The organism is Glaciihabitans sp. INWT7 (assembly GCF_014217685.1).
GTDB lineage: Bacteria > Actinomycetota > Actinomycetes > Actinomycetales > Microbacteriaceae > Lacisediminihabitans.
Window position 1 is genome coordinate 1,782,305 of record NZ_CP043653.1, and the last position, 23,250, is coordinate 1,805,554.

Sequence of the window (23,250 nt, forward strand, 5' to 3'; positions counted from 1 at the left end):
CCGCGACTCAGCCGGTGGTCGGTCCGGGCGCTTTCGCGACGCCGTAGAACCGCTTCTCGAACACCGCGCGAGCCAGTCGGGTCACCCGCAGGTAATCCTCTTCGAGCTGAGTCGCGGAGCCAGGCGGATACTCGAGCAGTCGAGCGACACCGTCGAGCTGCTGCCGATCGGTGGGCAACACATCCGTTGTCCGGGTCATCCAGAGCACCATCGCGGACCGCACGCGGGACGCGAAGATCCAGGCATCGCGCAACTTCGTCGCATCGCTCGCCGTCACGAAACCCTCGGCGCGGGCGACCTCGAGTGCCGAGAGCGTCGAGGTGGTTCTGAGCCCCGGCACGGTCGCCCCATTCTGCAACTGGACGAGCTGCACGAACCACTCCACGTCACTGAGCGAGCCCCGACCGAGCTTGAGGTGCCGGGCCGGATCCGCCGCCTGCGGCAGCCGCTCAGACTCGACTCTCGCCTTGATGCGTTTCACCTCGCGCACGTCGTTGTCCGAGATGGCGGTGGGAAATCGCACCCCATCGGCGAGGGACTCGAAGTCGGCGAGCAGCGCGGGATCCCCCACGGCACCACGAGCGCGAAGGAGTGCCTGCGCCTCCCAGGTGAGCGACCATCGGGCGTAGTACGCCCGATAAGAGTCGAGCGATCGGACGACCGCCCCGTTCTTGCCCTCCGGTCGCAGGTCGATATCGAGGTCGAAGGGCAGTCTCAGGTCTTCGGTGTGGCGGTTGAGCTCGCTGACCAGTTGCTTCGCCCGCGTGGCGGCGTCTTCGTCCGTGGCACCGCTGGCGCGATAGACGAAGAGCACATCGGCATCGGATCCGAAACCGAGCTCTTGGCCGCCGTAGCGCCCCATTGCGACGATGCCGAACTCGATGCCGTCATCCTCGGGTCGCACGGCGTCGAGTATCCCCGTGAGGAACGCCGTCGTCACGTCGGAGAGGGCCTTGCCGAGCTCCTCCACGTGCACCACGCCGAGGATCGCGCCGATGGCGAGGCGCAGCACCTCGCGGCGGCGCAGAGTGCGCAGCGCGAGCGCAGCGGCAGCGATGTCGTCATGTCTCGCGAGGGTGGATGCCGTTTCGTCGAGCAGTGCCGCGAGGGAGCGCGGGGCGAGCTCCTCCTCCCGGTCGAACCAGGCGGCCGCCTCCGGGATGCGCTCGAGCAGCACTCCGACGAAGCGGGCGGAGGACAGCACGCTGGTGAGGCGTTTGGCCGCGCCGGAGGAATCGCGCAGCATTCGGAGGAACCAGTAGGACTCCCCGAGGTCGTCACTGAGTCGACGGAAGGCGAGGAGACCATAGTCGGGATCCGCGCCGTCAGCGAACCATTGGAGCATCACCGGCAGCAGATGGCGCTGGATGGCCGCGCGGCGCGACACTCCCCCGGTGAGCGCACCGATGTGCGCGAGCGCGCCCTTCGGATCGCGGAATCCGATCGCCGCGAGCCGCGCAACCGCCTGTTCGCTGCTCAATGCGAGGCCCTCGTCGGGGAGGGCAGCGACCGCGGAGAGCAGAGGACGATAAAAGAGCCGCTCGTGGAGCTTGCGGACCTCGTGCTTCGTACGGTTCCACTGCTCGGTCAGGTCGGCGACACCGGACGCGACGCCGGTCGCGCGGGCGAGGATCCTCACAGCGTCGGGATCGCTCGGCATCAGGTGGGTCCGCCGGAGCAGGACCAGTTGGAGGCGGTGTTCGAGCAGCCGCAGAAAACGGTAGTCGCGCGAGAACTCCGCGGCCTCGACGCGCCCGATGTAGCCCTGCTCGGCGAGGGCGACGAGGGCGGGAAGCGTCGCACGTTGGCGAACAAGCTCGTCGGTCTGGCCATGCACGAGTTGGAGCAGCTGGATGGTGAACTCCACGTCGCGCAATCCGCCCGGCCCCAACTTGAGCTGGTAGTCGAGTTCGGCGCTCGGGATGTTGTCGGTCACCCGCTCCCGCATGCGCTGCACCCCCTCGACGAAGTTCTCGCGTGAGGCGCTCGACCAGACCTTCGGAGCGACCGCGTCGACGTAGCGCGCCCCGAGTTCGACATCACCGGCCAGGGGTCTGGCTTTGAGAAGCGCCTGGAACTCCCAACTCTTCGCCCAGCGGTCGTAGTAGGCGATATGGGAGTCGAGGGTGCGCACCAGCGCACCATCCTTACCCTCCGGCCTCAGGTTGGCATCCACCTCCCAGAGCGCGGGCTCCCGGGAGTAGTCGTGGATGCCTCTCATCGTCGCCATGGCCAGGCGGGTCGCGATCTCCACAGCGCGGGAGTCGTTCACCTCACCGGAGCCCTCGGCGACGAAGATCACATCGACATCGCTCACATAGTTGAGTTCCCTGGCGCCGGCCTTCCCCATGCCGATGATCGACAAGCGGGTCGCCGCAACCTCCGCAGCAGGAAACCGTGCGGTGGCGCGGGCAACAAGCAATGCAGCGTCGAGGGCTGCTGCCGCCAGGTCGGCGAGTGCCGCCGCCACACTGTCGAGACCGTCGAGCGGATGCGCCTGCCCGAGATCCCACGCGGCGAGTTGCGTCACGTGGCGGCGATAGCGCACCCGAAGGGCATTCCAGGACGCCTCCTCGTTCGTGGCATCGATCGAGGCGACCGACTCCGCCAGGTCGAGTCGATACGCCTCAGGAGCCAACGGTCGCGCGAACGGCAGCGCAAGCACCGCAAGCTCCTCAGGATGGCGCATCAGGAAGTCCGCGAGCCCGGCGGAGGCTCCGAGCACCCGAACCAGCCGATCGGCCGCGGAGGCATCGCCGAGCACCGCCATGGTCTCGGTCGGAGCCTGCCGTGCCAGCGTCGTGAGAAACCGCAGGGCGCCGTCGGCATCCGCCGCATGGGCGAACAGGGGCAGGAGTCCCTGCGCGCTCAGGTCACCGGTTTCGTCTCCGCCGAGCAGCTCATCCAGTTCGGCGAGCAGCTCGACCGCGGGGTCGAGTTCGGCGAACCCGATCCTCGCGAGATCGGTCAGGATGGATTGTTCGCGCGCCATTGCCGTCGAGTCCTAAAACCGCAGTTCGGGGATGCCGTTACAGCATCTCCAGGTTGCTCTTGAGCTCGTAGGGGGTGACCTGCGCGCGGTACTCGCGCCATTCCTGGCGCTTGTTGAGGAGCACGAAATTGAAGACCTGCTCACCGAGGGTCTCGGCCACCAGCTCCGACTCCTCCATCAGCGAGACTGCGTGATCCAGACTCGCGGGGAGCTGGCTGTAGCCGAGGGCTCGGCGCTCGGCATCCGAGAGCTCCCACACGTTGTCCTCGGCCTCGGCGGGGAGCTCGTAGCCCTCTTCGATGCCCTTGAGCCCGGCGGCGAGAAGCAGCGAGAAAGCGAGATACGGGTTCGCCGCCGAGTCGATGGCACGGTACTCCACCCGCGCGCTCTGGCCCTTGTTCGGCTTGTACAACGGAACCCGCACCAGGGCTGAGCGGTTGTTGTGTCCCCAGGTGACGAAGCTCGGAGCCTCCCCGAGCTTGTTCTGCGACGATCCGCCCCAGAGCCGCTTGTAGGAGTTCACGAACTGGTTGGTCACGGCGGTGATCTCCGGCGCGTGGCGCAGAAGGCCCGCGATGAAGTGGCGCCCGATCTTGGACAGTTGATACTGTCCCGCGCCGTCGTAGAACGCGTTGGTATCCCCCTCGAAGAGAGACATGTGAGTGTGCATGCCAGAGCCTGGCTCGCCCGACAGCGGCTTCGGCATGAACGTGGCGTAGACGCCCTGCTCGATCGCGACCTCTTTGATCACGGTGCGGAAGGTCATGATGTTGTCGGCGGTGGTGAGGGCGTCCGCGTAGCGGAGGTCGATCTCGTTCTGGCCCGGGCCGGCTTCGTGGTGGCTGAACTCTACAGAGATGCCGAGGTCTTCGAGCATCCGCACCGAACGGCGACGGAAGTCGTGCGCGGTGCCTCCTGGCACGTTGTCGAAGTAGCCGGCGCGGTCGACGGGCTGCGGACCCTCTTCACCGAACTGAGAGCTCTTGAGCAGGTAGAACTCGATCTCGGGGTGCGTGTAGAAGGTGAATCCGCGCTCCGCGGCGGTCGCGAGCGTGCGCTTCAACACGTTGCGCGGGTCTGCGACGGCCGGCTGGCCATCGGGGGTCATGATGTCGCAGAACATGCGGGCCGTCGGGTCGATCTCCCCGCGCCACGGCAAAATCTGGAAGGTCGCCGGATCCGGATGCGCGAGTACGTCGGCCTCGTAGGAGCGGGTGAGTCCCTCGATCGCCGAGCCGTCGAATCCGAGACCCTCGGCGAAGGCTCCCTCGACCTCCGCGGGAGCGATCGCGACGGACTTGAGAGTACCGACGACGTCCGTGAACCAGAGGCGGATGAACTTGACGCCACGTTCTTCGATGGTGCGGAGAACGAAGTCGCGCTGCTTGTCCATGGGCTCCTCTTGTTGCTCGCTCCGGGGCGATTCCTCCCCGGCTATTAGGCTAGTGGCTATGCCCCGACTCCGCTTGGCGCTTGGCCAAACCAACCCCATCGTCGGCGATCTGGTCGGCAATTCCGAACAGATTCTCGACGCCGCCCGTCGCGCCTCCGCCCAGGGAGCAGACCTGCTCGCTGTCGGGGAGATGGCGATCAGTGGCTACCCGATAGAAGACCTTGCGTCACGGCCGAGCTTCCTCGCCGACTGCCACGCCGCGGTGCAGAGCCTTGCCAAGGAGTTGCAGGATGCCGGTCTTGGCGATCTCGCCGTGATCGTCGGCCACCCGGATGGGCCATTCGAGCCGCGGCTGCTTGGCACGAGCAACGCGCCGACCGCGATCGCGCAGAACTGCGCAAGCGTGATCCAGCACGGGCACGTGACCGCCCGGTACGCCAAGCACCACCTTCCCAACTACTCGGTGTTCGACGAGTACCGCATCTTCATCCCGGGTGACGAGCTTCTGGTGCTGCGCATCAAGGGAGTGGATGTCGCGGTGATCGTCTGCGAGGATCTCTGGCGCGACGGCGGTCCGGTCGGTCGGGTTCTCGATGCCGATGCCGGCCTCCTCGTGGTGATCAACGCCTCTCCGTTCGAGCGCGACAAAGACGAGGTGCGCCTGCCGCTGGTCACCCGCCGTGCGGTCGAGACCAACACCACAGTCGCGTACGTCAACATCGTCGGCGGGCAGGACGACCTGGTCTTCGACGGCGACAGCGTGGTGGTGGATGGCGCGGGCACCATCCTCGCGCGCGCCCCGCAGTTCGCCGAACACCTCCTCGTCGTCGACCTCGAGGTCTCCCCCGCGACGGACTTCTCGGCGTCGGCGGCATCGCTGCCCCGAAACGTCAAGCGGGTCACCCTCGCCGACGGACCGGACCAGAAGCCGCCCCTCGACCCGGATCTCGCCACCCTCCCCGATGATCGCGAACAGGTGTGGAACGCCCTCGTACTCGGCCTCCGCGACTACGTGGGCAAGAACGGCTTCCGCTCGGTGATCCTCGGGCTCTCCGGGGGCATCGACTCCGCGGTCTGCGCGGCGATCGCCGCCGACGCGCTCGGCGCCGACCGGGTCTGGGGCGTGAGTATGCCGAGTCGGTACAGCTCCGAGCACTCGCGTTCCGATGCCGACGACCTGGCCGACAACATCGGATTGCACTACTCCACCGAAGCCATCGCCGATCTCGTGTTGCCGATCGAGACCCAGCTGAAGCTCACCGGCACCGCCGCCGAGAACGTGCAGGCGCGCATCCGCGGCATCATCCTGATGGGGCTGTCCAACCTCGATGGTCATCTCGTGCTCACCACGGGAAACAAGACCGAGCTCTCGGTGGGGTACTCCACCATCTACGGCGACTCGGCTGGAGGGTTCGCGCCCATCAAAGACGTGCCGAAGATGCTCGTCTGGGAGCTTGCCCGGTGGCGCAACGAGGCCGCGATCGCGCGTGGCGAGGTGCCTCCGATCCCCGCGAATTCGATCGACAAGCCACCGAGTGCCGAGTTGCGTCCGGACCAGACCGACCAGGACTCCCTCCCGCCCTACGAAGTGCTCGACGCCATTCTCGATGCTTACATCACCCGCGCGCTCGGCCGGGAGGATGTCATCGCTCTCGGCTTCGACGAGGAGACCGTCGACTTCGTGACGAAGCTGGTCGACCACTCCGAGTGGAAGCGCCGACAGGGGGCCATCGGTCCCAAGATCAGTCACATGGCATTCGGTCGCGATCGGCGGCTGCCGATCACGTATCGACCGACCGTCTAGTGCCCCGAGGCTAGGATTGCGCGCATGACCGACCCCACTGCAGCGGCGACCCAGGCGAACCTCAAGAGGGTGCGCACGCGACACTTCCAGAGCGCGAAAGAGAACGGTGTGAAGATCACCGGCCTCACGAGCTACGACCAGCTCACGGCATCCATCTTCGATGCTGCGGGGATCGACTTCCTGCTCGTCGGCGACTCCGCCGGCAACAACGTGTTGGGCTACGAGACCACGCTCCCCGTGACGATCGAGGACCTTATCCCGCTGACCCGTGCAGTGGCCGGCGCCGTCACGCGCGCCTTCGTCGTGGCCGACATGCCCTTCGGCAGCTACGAGACCGGGCCGGATGAGGCGTTGCACACGGCATTCCGGTTCATGAAGGAGACGCACGCGCACGCCGTGAAGTTCGAGGGCGGTGTGCGCAGCGCCGAGCAGATCCGCCGCATCGTCTCGGCGGGAATTCCCGTGATGGGTCACATCGGTTTCACCCCCCAGAGCGAACACGGTCTCGGCGGCCACATCATCCAGGGTCGCGGAGAAGGGGCAGAGCAGCTCCTCGCCGACGCTCACGCCGTGGAGGACGCGGGAGCTTTCGCCGTCGTGCTCGAGATGGTGCCCTCACTCATCGCGAAGCAGGTCACCGAGGAACTGCGCATCCCCACGATCGGGGTGGGGGCCGGCCCCCATGTGGATGGTCAACTGCTCGTCTGGACGGACTGGGCCGGGCTGACCCTCGGCCGCATCCCCAAATTCGTCAAGCGCTATGCGAACCTCAGCGGCATTCTGACGGATGCCGCGAAGGAGTACATCGCGGATGTCGCGGGCGGAGAGTACCCGTCCGCGGAACACGAGTACACGGACTAGCACCATCCATGAAGATCGCGCAGGTCGCCCAGCGAGTAACCGACCTCGACCGGGCCGTCGAGTTCTACGAGCAACTCCTCGGCCAGCCGGCGGTCGCGCGGTTCGATCCCCCGGGCCTAGCCTTCTTCCGGTTCGGAGACACCCGGTTCTTGCTCGACCGTGTCGCTCCAAGCTCACTCTTGTACTTCGCCGTGGACGACGTGCGTGCCGAGACTGAGCGCCTGCGGGCATCCGGGATCCTGATCGACACCGAACCCCACATCATCTTCAGTCATGACGACGACACTCTCGGGCCGGCCGGCACCGACGAATGGATGTCCTTCATCATCGATAGCGAAGGCAACACCGTCGGGCTGGTCAGCCACAACCCTCCCACCTGAGGGCCGAGGGCCATCAGTCGTTCTTCGCGTCGTCCTCTGCCCACTTGCGGGCGCGTTCGGCGATGATCTCGGGAGCGCGGGCGGCATCCTCCCGGGTGTCGAACGGGCCGTCCAGCTCCGAAGCAAGCGACTGCTTGCCCTCTTCCACCTCGTGGGTGCGGGTGTTGTAGTACCACTGCGTCATGAATGACTCCTTGCTCGCGACTAAAATTACTCCTATGCCCAAGGATTCGAATGGCCACCTGGTTGCGGGGCACGTTTCTCCCGCTCGATTCGTGCCGAGGCACATCGTGCGTCCCGAATACGTCGGGAAGGCCGCTCCCTCCCGCTTCACCGGGTCGGACATCTACGACGCGGAAGCCGTCGGTCGCATCCGCGAATCGGGCCGGATCGCGGCGGATGCGATCGCCCTCGTCGGCGAACACGTGCGGGCGGGAATCACCACCGATGAGCTGGATGTCATCGGCCACGACTACATGGTGGCGAACGACTCCTACCCCTCGACCCTCGGCTACCGTGGCTTCCCCAAATCGCTCTGCAGTTCGGTGAACGAGGTGATCTGTCATGGCATCCCCGACGACACCGTGCTCGAAGACGGTGACATCGTGAACATCGACATCACCGCATTCAAGAACGGCGTGCACGGGGACAGCAATCAGACCTTCATCGTCGGCCAGGCTGCACCGCAGGTGGCGGAGCTGGTCGAACGCACGCGCGAATCGCTCAATCGAGGCATAAAAGCCGTGGCGCCCGGCCGGGAGATCAATGTGATCGGACGCGCCATCGAGTCCTACGCGCGCCGTTTCGACTACGGAGTCGTGAGGGATTTCACCGGCCACGGCGTCGGGGAGGCATTCCATTCCGGCCTGATCATTCCCCACTACGACGCCGCCCCCTCCTATGCCACAGAGATAGAAGTGGGTATGGTCTTCACGATCGAGCCGATGCTCACCCTCGGGGGCATCGAATGGGAGATGTGGGATGACGACTGGACCGTCGTCACCAAAGACCGCAGCATCACCGCCCAGTTCGAGCACACCATGGTCGTGACCGAGCGCGGCGCGGAAGTGCTGACACTCCCCTGAACTGCTGACGGCAGAACAATCTAAGAAGAGAATGGCGAGATGACTTCCAAAGCAGTAGGCATCGACATCGGCGGCACCGGCATCAAGGGCGCGATCGTCGACGTCTCGACGGGCAAGCTCCTCAGCGATCGGATCAAGTTGCCCACACCGGAGGGCGGGCAGCCGGATGACATCGTCTTGACGGTGCTGGAGGTGCTGAAGAAGCTCGGCTCGCCCGACAAGAAACTGCCGATGGGCCTCTGCTTTCCCGCTGTCGTCGTGAAGGGGCGCACCCTCTCGGCCGCCAACGTCTCGAAGAAATGGATCGGCCTCGAAGCCGAAGCCCTCTTCGAGAAGGGGCTCAACCGCGACATCAGCTTCGTGAACGACGCGGATGCGGCGGGCTACGCCGAGGCGCTGTACGGGGCGGCCGAGAAGCAGAAGGGCCTGGTGATCCTGACCACCCTCGGCACCGGCATCGGAACCGCTCTCATCTACAAGGGCGTCCTCGTGCCGAACGCCGAGCTCGGCCACCTGCAGCTCGAGGGGGTCGACTGGGAGACCAAGGCGGCCTATTCGGCGAAGGAACGCGAGAACCTGAGCTGGGAACAGTGGGCCGAACGCCTGCAGAAGTACTACGACATGCTCGTGGCTCTCTTCCACCCCGATCTCTTCATCGTGGGTGGCGGGGTGTCGAAGGAGCACAAGGACTTCCTGCCGCTGCTGAAGCTCGATACCCCGATCGTCCCCGCCGTACTCCGCAACAACGCCGGCATCCTCGGTGCTGCCGCCCTGGCCTCCGGAAAGTAGCTCCGTCCCGCTCGAGCCCGCGTAAGGCTTCGCCTCCGCGGCGTTAGGGATCCGTTAGTTCCGCGACCCTGCCGCCCCGGCGGGTGTGGAATTCCTGAGTGGCATCGTGTCGATCTGCACACGATGCCGCTGCGTGCCCCATGGCCGCAGCTTTCGCTCGTTTCGGAGGAATCCATGCTCGATCTCATTTATGTGATCGGCGTTGTCGGCCTGTTCGCCCTCATCGCCCTCGTCGCCCGGGGGGTCGAGAAACTGTGATCTTCTTCACGGTGCTCAGCCTCGTCCTCGGCGTGGCAGCACTCGTCTATCTCGTCTTCGCCCTCGTGAAGCCGGAGCGATTCTGATGAACAACACCTGGCTCTTCATCCTGCAGGCGGCGACCATCGTCCTGGTCCTCGCCCTGATCTATCGCCCCCTGGGCGACTACATGGCCCAGGTCTACACGAAGCCAAAGAACATGCGTGTCGAACGCGGCTTCTACCGGCTCATCGGCGTCAACCCGGCATCAGAGCAGACCTGGCCGGTCTACCTCCGCAGCGTGCTCGCCTTCTCGGCGATCGGAGTGCTTGCGGTCTACCTGCTCCAGCGCATCCAGGAGATCCTGCCCTACTCTCTCGGCTTGCCGGCAGTGGAGCAGTCGCTGGCCTGGAACACCGCGATCTCGTTCGTGACCAATACCAACTGGCAGTCGTACTCGCCAGACCTCACCATGGGTTACACGGTTCAGCTTGTCGGGCTCGCCGTTCAGAACTTCGTCTCCGCAGCCGTCGGAATCGCCGTGGCCGTCGCCCTCATCCGCGGGCTCGCCTCTCGAAAGTCCACGACGATCGGCAACTTCTGGGTGGATCTCACCCGCGGTGTCGTGCGGATTCTGCTTCCGCTCTCGGTGATCGCCGCCATCGTGCTGATCTTCAGCGGAGTAATCCAAAACCTCGCCGGCTTCCAGCACATCTCGACTCTGACCGGAGGTACCCAGACGCTCCCGGGTGGTCCGGTGGCCTCCCAGGAGGCGATCAAGGAGCTCGGTACCAACGGTGGCGGATTCTTCAACGCCAACTCCTCTCATCCCTTCGAGAACCCGACCGGATGGTCGAGCCTGTTCGAGATCGTGCTCCTGCTCGCGATTCCGTTCTCCCTGCCCCGCACCTTCGGGCGCATGGTGGGCGACAACCGCCAGGGCTACGCCATCCTGTCGGCCATGGGCCTGATCTGGGTGGTCTCGGCGGCCCTCCTCACCCTCCTGGAGAGCGTCGGCAGCGGAACGGCAAGCCAGCTGGCTGGAGGGGCGATGGAAGGCAAAGAGGTGCGATTCGGCATCGTCGGATCGAGCCTCTTCGCCACCTCAACGACGCTCACCTCGACCGGCGCGGTCAACTCCATGCACGACAGCTTCACCTCCCTCGGCGGAGGTCTGATCATGGTGAACATGATGCTCGGCGAGGTGGCTCCCGGTGGGGTGGGATCCGGCCTCTACGGCATCCTCGTGATGGCGATCGTCGCCGTCTTCGTGGCGGGTCTGATGATCGGGCGCACCCCCGAGTATCTCGGCAAGAAGATCGGTTCGCGCGAGGTGAAACTCGCGAGCATCTACATCCTGATCACGCCGACTCTCGTGCTGGCCGGAACAGCGCTGAGCTTCGCCATACCGGCGGTACAGAAATCCGTGGTCGGCACCTCGATGGCAAACACCGGGCTGCACGGATACTCGGAAGTGCTCTACGCCTTCACCTCGGCGGCGAACAACAACGGTTCGGCCTTCGCCGGGCTCACCGCGAGCACCCCTTGGTTCGATACGGCTCTCGGAGTGGCGATGCTGCTCGGCCGGTTCCTCCCGATCGTGTTCGTACTCGCCCTCGCCGGCTCCTTCGCCGCCCAGGAAAAGATCCCGACCACCTCCGGCACCCTTCCCACCCATCGGCCGCAGTTCATCGGCCTTCTCGTCGGCACGATCGTCATCGTCTCGGCTCTCACCTACCTCCCCGTACTCGCGCTAGGCCCGCTCGCAGAAGGACTGAAGTAACAATCATGACCACAACCCTCATCACTCCCACCGGGAGCGACTCGCCTTCGCAGAAGCAGGGGCGAAAGCAGGCCTCCGCGTTCAGCGCCGGCCAGCTCGTCAAGAGCATCCCGGATGCCCTTCGCAAGCTGGATCCGCGCCTCATGTGGCGCAACCCGGTCATGTTCGTCGTCGAGATCGGCGCCGCGCTCACCACCCTCCTCGCGATCGCGACCCCGTTCCTCGGCACATCCGCGCAGACCGCAGCCTCCCCCACCTCGCTCGCCTTCATCTGGTCGATCGCGGTCTGGCTGTGGCTCACCACTCTCTTCGCCAACATGGCGGAGGCGGTGGCCGAGGGTCGCGGGAAGGCCCAGGCCAAGAGCCTGCGTGACAGCCGCACCAGCACCATGGCGGAGCGGGTGCGCGCATACGACGAGACTGGAGATCCCGGTGCAGAGCGAGCCGAGTTCGAGAAGATCGCCTCTGCCGAGCTCACTCTCGGTGACACCGTGGTCGTCGTCGCAGGAGAGCCGATCCCCGGCGACGGCGACATCATCTGGGGTATCGCCTCCGTAGACGAATCCGCCATCACCGGCGAATCCGCTCCCGTCGTTCGCGAGTCCGGGGGTGACCGCAGCGCGGTCACCGGGGGCACCCGCGTGCTCTCCGACCGCATCGTCGTGCGCATCACGTCGAAGCCGGGCGAGACCTTCGTCGACCGCATGATCAAGCTGGTCGAGGGCGCGTCTCGCCAGAAGACTCCCAACGAGATCGCACTCAACATCCTGCTCGCGAGCCTCACCATCATCTTCGTGGTGGTCGTGCTGATCATCAATCCGATCGCTCAGTATTCGAACGCGGCCCAGAGCCTCCCCGTGCTCGTCGCCCTGCTGGTCTGCCTCATCCCGACCACCATCGGCGCCCTGCTCTCGGCGATCGGCATCGCCGGCATGGATCGGCTCGTGCAGCACAACGTGCTCGCCATGTCCGGCCGTGCCGTCGAGGCTGCCGGCGACGTGACGACCCTGCTCCTCGACAAGACCGGCACGATCACCTACGGCAACCGCCGGGCGGCGGAGTTCGCGACACTCTCCAGAGTGGATGCCGAGACTCTCGCCACGGTCGCGGCAGCCTCCTCTCTCAGCGACCCGACCCCCGAGGGCAAGTCGATCCTCGATCTCGCCACTGAGCAGGGCTTTGCCTACCCGACCACCGTCGACGGCACCGTCGTGCCGTTCACCGCGCAGACCCGCATGAGTGGCGTCGACTACGCCGATGGCAGCCAGGTGCGCAAGGGCGCCGGATCCATGGTCAGCTCCTGGGTCGCGGAGTCGAGCACGCTCACTCCCGCCCAGCAGACCGAACTGGACGGCGTTGTCACGCGCATCTCCGAGGCCGGCGGCACGCCGCTGGTCGTCGCTCGACGCACCGCCGCGGGTGAAGCGTCCGTTCTCGGTGTCGTCTACCTCAAGGATGTCGTGAAGACCGGCCTTGCCGAGCGCTTCGCCGATCTGCGTCGCATGGGCATCCGCACCGTGATGATCACCGGCGACAACCCGCTCACCGCCAAGGCGATCGCGGCAGAGGCCGGGGTAGACGACTTTCTCGCAGAGGCGACCCCGGAAGACAAGATGGAGCTCATCAAGAAGGAGCAGGCCGGCGGCAACCTCGTGGCGATGACCGGAGACGGCACCAACGACGCCCCGGCGCTCGCTCAAGCGGATGTCGGTGTCGCGATGAACACGGGGACCTCTGCGGCCAAAGAGGCGGGCAACATGGTGGATCTCGACTCCGACCCCACCAAGCTCATCGACATCGTGGGCATCGGCAAGCAGCTGTTGATCACCCGTGGGTCGCTCACGACCTTCTCGATCGCGAACGACGTCGCCAAGTACTTCGCCATCATCCCGGCGATGTTCGTGGCGAGCTACCCCGGACTCGCAGCGCTCAACTTCATGCAGCTGCACTCCTCGGCATCCGCCATCCTGTCCGCCGTCGTCTTCAACGCCCTCATCATCATCGTCTTGATTCCCCTGTCCCTCCGCGGGGTGACCTACCGCCCGGGCAGCGTGTCCAGCGTGCTCGGACGCAACCTGCTCATCTACGGTTTCGGCGGCCTCATCGCGCCATTCATCGGCATCAAGCTGATCGACCTCGTCATCTCCCTCATCCCGGGCTTCTAAGCCCTTCGCAGACAAACGAATTCACAAAGGACACATCTCATGAGCCAGCTCCGCGGCGCACCGCGCCAATACTGGGTCGCTCTTCGCGCCATGGTGGTCTTCACCATCGCCCTGGGCATCATCTACCCGCTCGTCATCACGGTGGTCGGCCTGGTGGCTCCATCGCAGGCGAACGGCTCGCTCGCCTCGGTAGACGGCAAGACCGTTGGATCGAGTCTGATCGGCCAGTCGTTCACCGACAAGAAGGGCAACGCCCTGCCCCAGTGGTTTCAGTCCCGCCCATCGGCAGCCGGGGAAGGCTATGACGGCGGGTCCTCCGGCGCCACCAACCAGGGCACCGAGAGTGAGACACTGATCAAGGCGATCAAGGAGCGGAAGGCAGCCATTGCGAAGAGCGACGGGGTGGATCCGGCGTCGATCCCGGCTGACGCTCTCACGGCCTCAGCGTCGGGACTCGACCCGCACATCAGCCCGGCCTATGCCCGCGAGCAGATCTCACGGGTGGCCGCGGCACGCAACCTCTCCGAAGCCCAGGTCACGAAGCTCGTCGACGCTGCGGTCACCGGCCGCGTGCTCGGCTACATCGGCGAACCGACGGTCAACGTGCTCGAGCTCAACGTCGCTCTCGCCAAACTCGACCCGAGCAACTGAGGCGGTCGGCTGAATGACCCGAGGCATCCTGCAGGTCTATCTCGGCGCGGCTCCCGGAGTCGGCAAGACCTTCAGCATGCTCGAGGAGGGCCGGCGACTCCTCGACGCCGACCTCGACGTGGTCGTGGGACTGGTCGAGACGCACGGCCGAGCCGAGACTGCGCGGCTCACCGAGGGTCTCGAGCTGTTCCCGCGTCGCAGCGTCGGACATCGCGGGGTGACCCTCGATGAACTCGACCTCGACGGCCTCATCGCCCGCCATCCGGACTGGGCTCTCGTCGATGAACTCGCGCACACCAATGCCCCCGGCAGCGCGCACGAGAAGCGCTGGCAGGACGTCGAAGACCTCCTCGATGCGGGCATCAACGTGATCTCGACGGTGAACATCCAGCACATCGAGTCGCTCAACGACGTCGTGCAGTCCATCACCGGGGTCACCCAACGCGAGACGATCCCCGACTCCGTGCTGCGATCCGCCGACCAGATCGAGGTGGTGGACCTCACGCCGGAGGCGCTGCGCACCAGACTCGCGGGCGGTCACATCTATCCCGCCGGCACTATCGACGCCGCTCTCAGCAACTATTTCCGCCTCGGCAACCTCACCGCCCTGCGCGAACTCGCCCTCCTCTGGTTGGCGGACGAGGTGGATGTCGCGCTGCAGGCCTATCGCAACGAGCACGGCATCCGTGGCAAGTGGGAGGCCAGGGAGCGGGTCGTCGTCGCCCTGCCCGGCGGAACGGAGGGAGAGACCCTCATCCGCCGGGGGGCTCGCATTGCGGCCCGAACCAGCGGAGGGCAGCTGCTTGCCGTCCACGTCTCGAGCTCGGATGGCCTCGCCGAGTCCGATCCCGGCGCGCTCGACACCCAACGGTCCCTCGTCGAACGCCTGGGCGGCACCTATCACCAGGTGATCGGTGACAACACTCCCACGGCGCTCGTGGACTTCGCCCGCGGCGTCAACGCCACCCAGCTCGTGATCGGCGTGAGTCGGCGGAGCCGCCTCACCACCTTCCTCACGGGGCAGGGAATCGGTCAGACGGTCATCCGGGCATCCGGCGACATCGACGTACACATCGTCTCCCATGCCTCCGCCGGCACCCTGCAGCTGCCCACGACCGGCGGGGCGCTCACGGTGCGTCGCCGAGCCGTGGGCTTCGCCCTCGCCCTGATCGGGCTCCCCCTGCTCACCTGGATCCTCAGCGGGTTCCGAAGCAGCGAATCGCTCCCGAGCGATGTGCTGGCATTCCAACTGCTCGTGGTGGTGGTGGCGCTCATCGGCGGCATCTGGCCCGCCGTCACGGCAGCGGTGATCGCTGGGCTGCTGCTCGACTTCTTCTTCGTCAACCCGCTCTACACCGTCACGATCGCCGACCCCCTGCACCTTCTCGCCCTGGTGATCTTCCTGGTGATCGCGGTGCTGGTCAGCCTGGTGGTCGACCAGGCCGCAAGCCGAAGCCGTTCAGCGAAGCGCTCCGCAGCCGAGGCCGAGACGCTCGCCACTGTCGCCGGCAGCATCATCCGCGGCGAGAATGCCGTCGAAGCCCTGGCCAACCGCATGCTGGAGATCTTCGGCATGACGAGCGTGATCGTGAGCTATGACGGTGAGCGACTCTTCGAGGCCGGTGCATCGACCGCGACGGGTGATGAGAAGCGTACGGTCGTGGAGCTCGGAGACAACGGCAGCGTCGTGCTCACCGGACGCGATCTGCAGGCCTCCGACCGGCGCATCCTCAATGCCTTCGTCTCGCAGATCGAGGCCGCCCTGGTGCAACAGGAACTGCGTACCGCTGCCAGCGGCATCCGCCCGCTCGAGGAGGCAGACCGCCTGCGCACGGCGCTGCTCGCGGCCGTCGGTCACGACCTGCGCACCCCTCTCTCCTCGGCGACCGCGGCGGTGTCGAGCCTGCGCAGCACGGATGTCTCATGGAGTGATCGTGACCGGGACGATCTGCTGCAGACCGCAGAGGTCTCCCTTCACCGCCTCGCCGAACTGGTCAACGACCTGCTCGACGCCAGCAGGCTTCAGGCCGGTGTGCTGCCGATCTCGCTGGGGAGGGTCGGCCTCGACGAGATCGTTCCCCTCGCTCTCGACGAGCTGAGGGTGCCGCTCGACCGGGTGCGGGTGGATGTCTCTGCCGAACTCCCCGAGGCGCTCTGCGACGCGGTGCTCCTTCAGCGGGTGATCGTCAATCTGGTCGCGAATGCCCTGCGCTACTCCCCCGCCGACTCCCCACTCTTCATCACGGCGAGCAGTTTCGGGGAGCGGCTCGAACTGCGTGTCATAGACAGGGGTCCCGGCATCCCGCTGGCGAAACTGGCCGAAGCCTTCCAACCGTTCCAGCGACTGGGAGACACGGACAACACCACCGGAGTCGGGCTCGGACTGGCCCTGTCCAATGGATTCATGGAGGCGATGGGGGGCAGCCTGGAGGCGGAGGACACCCCCGGTGGCGGGCTGACGATGGTCGTGACCCTGCCGACGAGTGAGCCGCTACCCACCCAAGAGCCCGTGAACGAACTTCCGCTGAGACAGGAGTCGTGATGCGCATCCTGGTGGTGGACGACGACCCGCAGATCCTCAAAGCGCTGCGCATCAATCTCGCGGCTCGCGGCTACGAGGTATTCCTCGCGCAGTCCGGACCAGACGCCCTGGACGTCGCCGCCCGCGTCAAGCCCGAGCTTGTGGTGCTCGATCTCGGACTGCCCGGCTTCAGCGGCATCCGGGTGATCGAGGGTCTGCGCGGCTGGACCGAGGTTCCGATCCTCGTCGTAAGCGGACGCACGGATTCCGCAGACAAGGTCGACGCGCTCGATGCGGGGGCGGATGACTATGTCACGAAACCGTTCGCGATCGACGAGTTGCTCGCCCGCATCCGCGCCCTCAGTCGACGCTCGCCTGCGGAGCCGGAGCAGCCGGTGGTGACCTTCGGCGATGTGACGGTGGACCTCGCCGCGCATTCCGTGTCGAAAGCGGGCTCCGGCGCGGTGAAGCTGACCCCGACCGAGTGGCACATTCTGGAAGTCTTGGTGCGCAATCCGGATCGCCTGGTGACGAAGCACTTGCTCTTGACCACGGTGTGGGGCCCGGCCTACGAGAAAGAAGACGGTTACCTGCGGCTCTACCTCGGGCAACTCCGCAAGAAGCTGGAGCCTGAGCCCTCACGGCCGAAGTATCTGCTGACGGAGCCGGGAATGGGCTACCGGTTCGCTCCCGGGACCTAGCAGTTTCGGCCAGCGCCGTTCCGGCCAGCGCCGTTTCGGCTCGTGCCGTTTCGGCCAGTGCCGTTTCGGCTAGCGCCGTTTCGGCTCGTGCCGCTTCGGCTAGTGGCAGGGCAACACCGGGGTTCGCCGTCGCAATCGACGCTCATCCGCACATCGGAGCCCGGCCGCGTAGCCAGTCCGACGAAGCACAGACGGATCGCCTCACCGATCGTGAAGTCCCAGAATTCGGCTAGCAGGACGCTCGAATATAGTCTCTGAACAGCATTTTAGATGGTGGAGAGCCGAATCATCCATCGACTTGTGGAGAAGTGGACCCGCACACCCAGTGCCGAATTCACAGCCTCGCTCGCAGCGCGCAAGCGACAGAATGGACCCATGCACTCCCGCCCCGTGAGCGTCAGCATCCACCGTCCCGCAGCCGAGGACTCCGAGCTCGCCGTCGACGAGGCGAATCCGAAGACTCTGCTGGAGAGCCCGTGAGCTCGGAAGATCGGGCAGTGGCACGCACCCCCACAGACCTGCTGCCCTTGGTCGATCACCTCCGCTCGCGGCTCCGAGAGACGGGGATGCGTCAGATCATCGGTATCGCCGGAACACCCGGAACGGGCAAGTCGACACTCGCGGGGCGCCTTGCGGAGAGTCTCGGCGCGGACCGCTGCGTCGTGGTACCGATGGACGGCTTTCACCTGGCCACCGCCATCATCGAGGGCACTCCGCTTCGTGATCGCCGCGGGGCGATCGACACCTTCGATGTCGGAGGCTACATCTCCCTTCTGCAGCGTCTTCGCGAACGCGACGAGGCGGTGGTCTATGCGCCCACATACCGCCGCGGTCTCGAAGAGCCGATCGCCGCGTCGATCGCCGTTTCGCGTGACATCGACATCGTGATCACGGAGGGGAACTACCTCCTCTCGCCAGAGCCGGGCTGGCGAAGCATCCGCGACCTGGTCGACGAGATCTGGTTCGTGGATACGCCGACGGAGCTGCGGACGGTTCGACTCATCGACCGACACGTCGCGTCCGGCATGAGCCGGGAGGCCGCTACGGCCTGGGCGACCGGTCCGGATGAGGCCAACGCGCGGGCCATCGAGTTGACCCGGCACCGCGCGGACCGCCAGATCGACGGAGGCTAGCTCGGCGGAGAGGGTGAATGGGCCGGCTATTACGCCGGGTTCTGTCCCGACACATCCGAAAACGTGTCATCGACGGCCATCTATCTACGATGTACGTTGCCGCACACCTCTAGCGGTCTACCCGGAAACTGGACGAGCCGCCCGTAACGCTTCCTGTTCGACCTTGCTCCGGGCGAGGTTTACCTAGCCGACCCGATCACGCGGGCCGCTGGTGGTCTCTTACACCACCGTTTCACCCTTACCGCCTGGTCGAAACCAGGAGGCGGTCTGCTTTCTGTTGCACTTTCTCGCGGGTTGCCCCGGGTGGGAATTACCCACCGCCCTGCTCTGTGGAGCCCGGACGTTCCTCGGTACCCCCGAGGGGATAACGCGACCGTCTTGCCGACCCATTCGAATGGACAGCCTAGCCGAGTGCGGTTAGAGCCCGGACTCCCCCGTGCGCACGAGGATCGCACTGCTCTCGGGGCAGATCAGCACATCGTCCGGAGCGGCGGCACGAATGGCAGCCATGTCGAATTCGTTGAGCTTGAGGCCACTCGCCTCCGATACCCCTCCGCGGAGCAAGGATGCACCCTGGCCGTAGCGGGCACGCTGGCGCTCGTAGAGCGCCAGGAGTTCTTCCGGCACCTTGCCCGCGATGGTCGAACGATTCGCAGCGGCATGCGTGCGTTCGCTGGTGAGAGTGCCGAGCGACTCTTCCTTCTCGGCCACCACTCCCGCGATCGTGGCCTGAAGCGCGTCGTGCCTGGCCCGGAGCTCCCGCATGGCGGCTTCGAGTGCATCGACCCGCTCCATCACCCCGAGTTCGATCTCCTCGAGCTCGAGCTGCCGGCGCGTGAGGCCGGCGAGCTCGCTCTCGAGCCCCGCGACATCCTTGACCGAAGACGATGCCTGAAGGCGCTCGGTATCGCGCTTGATCCGAGCTTCGACCACCGAGACGTCGGACTCGATGCGTCCGAGCTCACGCTGGGCATCCTCCAGCGCGCCGGTCGCGCTGAGCGTCTCGACCCGCAGCGCCGTCGACTCGCTTTCGAGCCCCGCGATCACGGCGAGTTGCGGAAGCTTCTTCGCGCGGTGATCGAGCTGTTGGATGCGCGTGTCGAGAGCCTGCAACTCCAGCAGGTGGGCCTGGTCGTTCGGGCTGGCTTTCAGTGCCATGGGTGCCTCATTCGGTTGGTCATTGGACGATCGTGAAATCCCAAGGGTCTGTGCGGAGGTCGCTCACGGTGACCGTGACACCGGGAAGCGCTGCGCGCAACTCCTCGGCTGCGACATCCAGCCAGAGCCATTCGCTCGCCCAGTGGGAAACGTCCACGAGCGCCGGCCCAGTGTCGACCTTGGCGTTCTCGCGCGACTCCGAGGCGGGGTGATGCCGCAGATCCGAGGTGATGTAGACGTCGGATGCGAGCACCGCAGCTTCACCGAGGAGCGAGTCCCCGGCCCCGCCGCAGAGGGCGACGCTCTCGATCACGCGATCGTAATCCCCGGAGACTCGGATGCCCGAAGCGGTGGCGGGCAGGATCTCCGCGAGCTGGCGGGCCAGTCGGCCGAGTGTGGTCGGCTCCGGGAGACGGCCCACCCGTCCGATGCCACGGGAGGCGAGCGGGCCGGAGGTGATGGGGTGCACCTTCAGAAGGCCGAGGTGGGAGGCCAGGACGGCGGAGGTGCCGGTCTCCACGACATCCGCGTTGGTGTGCGCCGCAATGAGCGCACAACCGCCTCGGATCAGCCGGGCGAGCACGACCCCCTTGTACCGGTCCTCCGCGACAGAGGTGACCCCACGCAACAGGAGTGGATGATGCACGAGCAGCAGATCGGCACCGGCGGCCAGGGCCTCGTCGGCCACATCCGGAACCGCGTCGACCGCGAGGTGAATGGCGGTGACCTCCGCCCGGGGATCACCGGACAGCAGCCCGGGGGCGTCCCAGGCTTCCGCCCCGGCGATCGGCCAGAGTCGTTCGACTACGGCGCAGACATCCGCGACGGTCACAGTTGCCGTGTCGGCATCGGCGGAGTGAGGCATCCGCCCATTGTAGTTTCGGAGCGAGCCGCCGGTTGCGCCGAGAGATCAGGTGCGCGACGCCTGACGTCGCTCCTGGCGGCGGATGGTCGAGATTCCCGCCACCAAGGGGGTGAGCACGCCGAGCGCGAGGGACATCAGGACTCCCGCATCCGTCGAACCGAGAGCACTCGACAGGGGAACCCCTGTCGCGCGGAAGAGGTAGCCTTCCCAACCGAGACCGGGCAGGGTGGCCGAAGTGAATCCCCATCCGATGACGGATGCGACCAGCAGCATCGAGAAGTTGAGCCAGTTCACATCGCGGTAGATCCCGCCGCGGGCCAGGAGCGACCGGGTGTCGAAACGCCGACGGCGCAGGATCATCTCGGCCGAGAAGATGCCCGCCCAGGCAGCCACCGGAACGGCGAGCGTGGTCGCGAGATCACGGAACACGGTCACGACATTGCTCACGGTGAAGCCGAGGGCGATCGCCACGGCGAACACCAGGACTCCCACGATCACGGTCGCCCCGCTCCTGGTGACCCGCAGGCCGAGCGCCCCGAGGGCAAAACCCCCGGAATAGATGCTCAGGATGACTCCCGAAAGCAGGCTGAGCGAGACGGCCGCGATGAGCGGCAGCGGGTACCAGCCCGGAAGGAGGCTCGCGATGGTGTCGATCGGGCTGCTGCCGAGACCTTTCGCGATCGCGGGATCGGATGCCGCGAGAACCGCGCCGTAGGCGATCAGAAAGAACGAGGGAACCGTGGTGCCGAACGACGCCCAGAGCATCGCCGATCCACCAGAGGAGCTGGGACGCTGGTATCGGGCGAGGTCTCCACTGCTGTTGGCCCAGACAAGTCCGACGAAACTGAAGACGAGCACGACACCGGTCACCACGAGGATCACGGGCCCATCCCCCACGGTGAGCGCAGCGGAGATATCGACGGCCGGCCAGGTGATGGCGATGAGGGCGATGATGAGCACTGCGGAGAGGATGCCGAGCACCAGCTGGCTGCGGGCGAAGAGCGCGTAGCCGAAGAATGCCACGGTGAGGGCGAGCAGGAATCCCGCGGCCATGACGATCACCATCAGTTGCAACTCGGTGAGGGTGCCGCCGAACCCGGAGCGCACGAGGACGCGCGCGGTGGCCGCCGCGATGATCCACAGGAGCACCGCGCCCCAGAACAGGCGACTCACAAGCGCGATCGTGGCTGGGAGGATGTTGCCGAGGTGGCCGAAGGTCGCTCGCGAGACCACCATCACCGGCTGTCCGCTCCACTTGCCGGCGAGCGTGCCGAGGCCGAGCGGCAGGAGCGAGATCGCCACCCCGATGAAGGCGGCCACCACAGCCTGACGGAGGCTCATGCCGAGAGAGAAGATCGCCCCGCCGAAGGCAAGGCTGACCACCGAGGAGTTTGCGGCGAACCAGAGCCAAAAGAGGCGTGATGTTCGACCGACGCGCTGGTCGAGTGGTGTCGGCTGCGAGCCGCTCGCCTCCGGCATGAACACCCGCGCTCCCACAGCCTGTTGCTCGACGACCGCGACGGCGGCGGATTCCAGGAAGGGATTCATCGTGCCCGGCGCACGGAGACCGTCATCACCGTCTATATCGCTGGCAGAAGCGGCCTGCGCCCCGAGCGGATCGTGCGCCGGAAGCGCGGCGACCGCGTCTACCGATTCCGGCGCGAATCGCGAGGGCGGCCCGACTGGAGAGTGAGCGGCAGGGATCGCCGCATTCGGCACGAAATTGGGGGGGATGACCGTCGGCACCGCCGTATACGGCTGCGGCTCCACGAGGGCGTAGACGGGGGGCTCGGCCACCGGTACGGGATCCGCGACTACAGCTTGCGGCGAGAGAACCTCGACGGGTGCCGTATCGCCGAAATCGGGTTCGGGATCAGGCGCGACCGGTGCCGGGGAAAAATCCGGCACCGACGGCACCACCTCCGGTACCGGGATGGTGTCATCGCTCACGGCGGCCGGCGCCACCTGATCCAGCAAGGGTGCCGGGTCCAGCGAGGATGCGGGGTCCGGCGCGGGTTCGGCACTCTGCGCGAGCTCGGGACCCGGCGAAGAATCGAGGTACTGTGCAGGCCCGGAATCCTCCGCGGGAATTGCCGGCTCAGGAGTGACTGGCGCCCGTCGGGCCGTCTCCTCCCGCGCGGATTCCGCCCGGGCGCGGGCGTGCCCCGCATCGCGGATCGAGCGACGAGTCGGCAATGCATCCACCGGGGGTGCGGCGGCGTCAGGGGACATGCCGGACATCGACGGCTCGACGCCCGATCCCTCGATGGGGGCATCCTCGACGTCAGTCCTCGCCGCGACGGGCGAGTCGAAAACCACCGGCTCACCCGAGGGGGCGGGGAAATTCGACAGATCGAGCGCCGGATGGGGTGTGATCGTCGGGGGAGCTGCGGGCTCGTTCACCGGGAGTGGCCTCTGCGCGGTCGCCCGCTGTGCTTCCTCATGTTCTCGGGGGGCGGCCGGGCCGGTGGATACCGCGCGCGCCATGGGCGGCGGCCGGGGAGTGCTGACGGCCGGGGTCGTGGGCGGCGGCATGATCGTGATGCTCCCGGTCAGACCGAGCCGCACCGCTTCATCCGACATCGCCGCTGCGAGAGCGTCGTCGTCATAGTGCTCGAAGCCGTCACTCGCGGCGGCCGACTCGGCCGACTCGGCCGGACTATCGGGCTCGGCCGCGGCGCCGGCGAAGGCCTCAGTGTCCATGCCCAGTTTCCATGCCCAGAATGATACGG

General features: G+C 66.3%; 19 protein-coding genes and 1 other RNA gene. 13 read left to right on the top strand and 7 right to left on the bottom strand.

What is annotated here, in order from left to right; genetic code table 11:
• Nucleotides 1–7: 7 nt before the first annotated feature.
• Nucleotides 8–2,992 carry a bifunctional [glutamine synthetase] adenylyltransferase/[glutamine synthetase]-adenylyl-L-tyrosine phosphorylase gene (locus tag F1C58_RS08675; RefSeq protein ID WP_185200747.1) on the bottom strand — a complete coding sequence of 995 codons (2,985 nt, stop codon included), beginning with the start codon at nucleotides 2,990–2,992 and terminating at the stop codon, nucleotides 8–10.
• Between the two features lie 37 nt (nucleotides 2,993–3,029).
• Nucleotides 3,030–4,385, bottom strand: coding sequence for a glutamine synthetase family protein (locus F1C58_RS08680; protein ID WP_185200748.1), 1,356 nt, complete (start codon nucleotides 4,383–4,385; stop codon nucleotides 3,030–3,032).
• A 58-nt stretch (nucleotides 4,386–4,443) separates the two neighbouring features.
• On the opposite strand from F1C58_RS08680, the gene F1C58_RS08685 reads away from it, so the two are divergent.
• Genes F1C58_RS08685 through F1C58_RS08695 form a run of 3 tightly spaced genes read left to right on the top strand, consistent with a single transcriptional unit; the run spans nucleotide 4,444 to nucleotide 7,430 of the window.
• Nucleotides 4,444–6,189 (top strand): NAD+ synthase, encoded by a 1,746-nt coding sequence (locus F1C58_RS08685; protein WP_185200749.1) that lies wholly within the window; start codon nucleotides 4,444–4,446, stop codon nucleotides 6,187–6,189.
• A gap of 24 nt (nucleotides 6,190–6,213) precedes the next feature.
• A complete protein-coding gene (gene panB / locus F1C58_RS08690) occupies nucleotides 6,214–7,050 on the top strand; it encodes a 3-methyl-2-oxobutanoate hydroxymethyltransferase (protein WP_185200750.1) in 837 nt (278 codons plus the stop codon).
• A gap of 8 nt (nucleotides 7,051–7,058) precedes the next feature.
• Nucleotides 7,059–7,430 (top strand): VOC family protein, encoded by a 372-nt coding sequence (locus F1C58_RS08695; protein ID WP_185200751.1) that lies wholly within the window; start codon nucleotides 7,059–7,061, stop codon nucleotides 7,428–7,430.
• A 13-nt stretch (nucleotides 7,431–7,443) separates the two neighbouring features.
• Here F1C58_RS08695 and F1C58_RS08700 read toward each other — a convergent pair whose 3' ends face one another.
• Nucleotides 7,444–7,614: a methionine aminopeptidase gene (locus tag F1C58_RS08700; protein ID WP_185200752.1), complete on the bottom strand. Its 171-nt coding sequence runs from the start codon at nucleotides 7,612–7,614 to the stop codon at nucleotides 7,444–7,446.
• Between the two features lie 34 nt (nucleotides 7,615–7,648).
• Here F1C58_RS08700 and map point away from each other — a divergent pair, with 34 nt between their 5' ends.
• The 10 genes from map (at nucleotide 7,649) to F1C58_RS08745 (ending at nucleotide 18,495) form a co-directional block, all read left to right on the top strand.
• Nucleotides 7,649–8,515: a type I methionyl aminopeptidase gene (map, locus tag F1C58_RS08705; RefSeq protein WP_185200753.1), complete on the top strand. Its 867-nt coding sequence runs from the start codon at nucleotides 7,649–7,651 to the stop codon at nucleotides 8,513–8,515.
• A 39-nt stretch (nucleotides 8,516–8,554) separates the two neighbouring features.
• Nucleotides 8,555–9,304 carry a polyphosphate--glucose phosphotransferase gene (gene ppgK / locus F1C58_RS08710; protein WP_185200754.1) on the top strand — a complete coding sequence of 250 codons (750 nt, stop codon included), beginning with the start codon at nucleotides 8,555–8,557 and terminating at the stop codon, nucleotides 9,302–9,304.
• A gap of 123 nt (nucleotides 9,305–9,427) precedes the next feature.
• The gene (locus F1C58_RS16970) at nucleotides 9,428–9,562 is read left to right on the top strand and encodes a hypothetical protein (protein WP_255461036.1); all 135 of its coding nucleotides are present in this window, start codon (nucleotides 9,428–9,430) and stop codon (nucleotides 9,560–9,562) included.
• Nucleotides 9,559–9,648 (top strand): K(+)-transporting ATPase subunit F, encoded by a 90-nt coding sequence (kdpF, locus tag F1C58_RS08715; protein WP_185200755.1) that lies wholly within the window; start codon nucleotides 9,559–9,561, stop codon nucleotides 9,646–9,648. The genes F1C58_RS16970 and kdpF overlap by 4 nt, the downstream gene beginning before the upstream one ends.
• The gene (gene kdpA, locus F1C58_RS08720) at nucleotides 9,648–11,324 is read left to right on the top strand and encodes a potassium-transporting ATPase subunit KdpA (protein ID WP_185200756.1); all 1,677 of its coding nucleotides are present in this window, start codon (nucleotides 9,648–9,650) and stop codon (nucleotides 11,322–11,324) included. The genes kdpF and kdpA overlap by 1 nt, the downstream gene beginning before the upstream one ends.
• Before the next feature lie 5 nt (nucleotides 11,325–11,329).
• Nucleotides 11,330–13,489: a potassium-transporting ATPase subunit KdpB gene (gene kdpB, locus F1C58_RS08725; RefSeq protein ID WP_185200757.1), complete on the top strand. Its 2,160-nt coding sequence runs from the start codon at nucleotides 11,330–11,332 to the stop codon at nucleotides 13,487–13,489.
• 39 nt (nucleotides 13,490–13,528) lie between these two features.
• Nucleotides 13,529–14,140, top strand: a complete 612-nt coding sequence (gene kdpC, locus F1C58_RS08730) for a potassium-transporting ATPase subunit KdpC (RefSeq protein ID WP_185200758.1) — start codon at nucleotides 13,529–13,531, stop codon at nucleotides 14,138–14,140.
• Between the two features lie 13 nt (nucleotides 14,141–14,153).
• A complete protein-coding gene (locus F1C58_RS08735) occupies nucleotides 14,154–16,682 on the top strand; it encodes a sensor histidine kinase KdpD (RefSeq protein ID WP_185200759.1) in 2,529 nt (842 codons plus the stop codon).
• Nucleotides 16,682–17,362, top strand: a complete 681-nt coding sequence (locus F1C58_RS08740) for a response regulator (protein ID WP_185204071.1) — start codon at nucleotides 16,682–16,684, stop codon at nucleotides 17,360–17,362. Before F1C58_RS08735 ends, F1C58_RS08740 begins: the two co-directional genes overlap by 1 nt.
• 497 nt (nucleotides 17,363–17,859) lie before the next feature.
• On the top strand, nucleotides 17,860–18,495 hold the full coding sequence (locus F1C58_RS08745) for a nucleoside/nucleotide kinase family protein (protein ID WP_255461037.1): 636 nt from the start codon (nucleotides 17,860–17,862) through the stop codon (nucleotides 18,493–18,495).
• A gap of 14 nt (nucleotides 18,496–18,509) precedes the next feature.
• On the opposite strand, the gene rnpB is transcribed toward F1C58_RS08745, so the two are convergent.
• The 4 genes from rnpB to F1C58_RS08765 all read right to left on the bottom strand — a co-directional run bounded on the left by rnpB (nucleotide 18,510) and on the right by F1C58_RS08765 (nucleotide 23,221).
• An RNA gene (gene rnpB / locus F1C58_RS08750) (RNase P RNA component class A) lies at nucleotides 18,510–18,884 on the bottom strand.
• Nucleotides 18,885–18,912: 28 nt separating this feature from the next.
• On the bottom strand, nucleotides 18,913–19,653 hold the full coding sequence (locus tag F1C58_RS08755) for a zinc ribbon domain-containing protein (protein WP_255461038.1): 741 nt from the start codon (nucleotides 19,651–19,653) through the stop codon (nucleotides 18,913–18,915).
• Nucleotides 19,654–19,672: 19 nt separating this feature from the next.
• Nucleotides 19,673–20,518, bottom strand: coding sequence for a Nif3-like dinuclear metal center hexameric protein (locus tag F1C58_RS08760; RefSeq protein ID WP_185200760.1), 846 nt, complete (start codon nucleotides 20,516–20,518; stop codon nucleotides 19,673–19,675).
• Nucleotides 20,519–20,563: 45 nt separating this feature from the next.
• Complete coding sequence (locus F1C58_RS08765; protein ID WP_185200761.1) at nucleotides 20,564–23,221, bottom strand: cytosine permease; 2,658 nt, start codon at nucleotides 23,219–23,221, stop codon at nucleotides 20,564–20,566.
• Nucleotides 23,222–23,250: the final 29 nt, after the last annotated feature.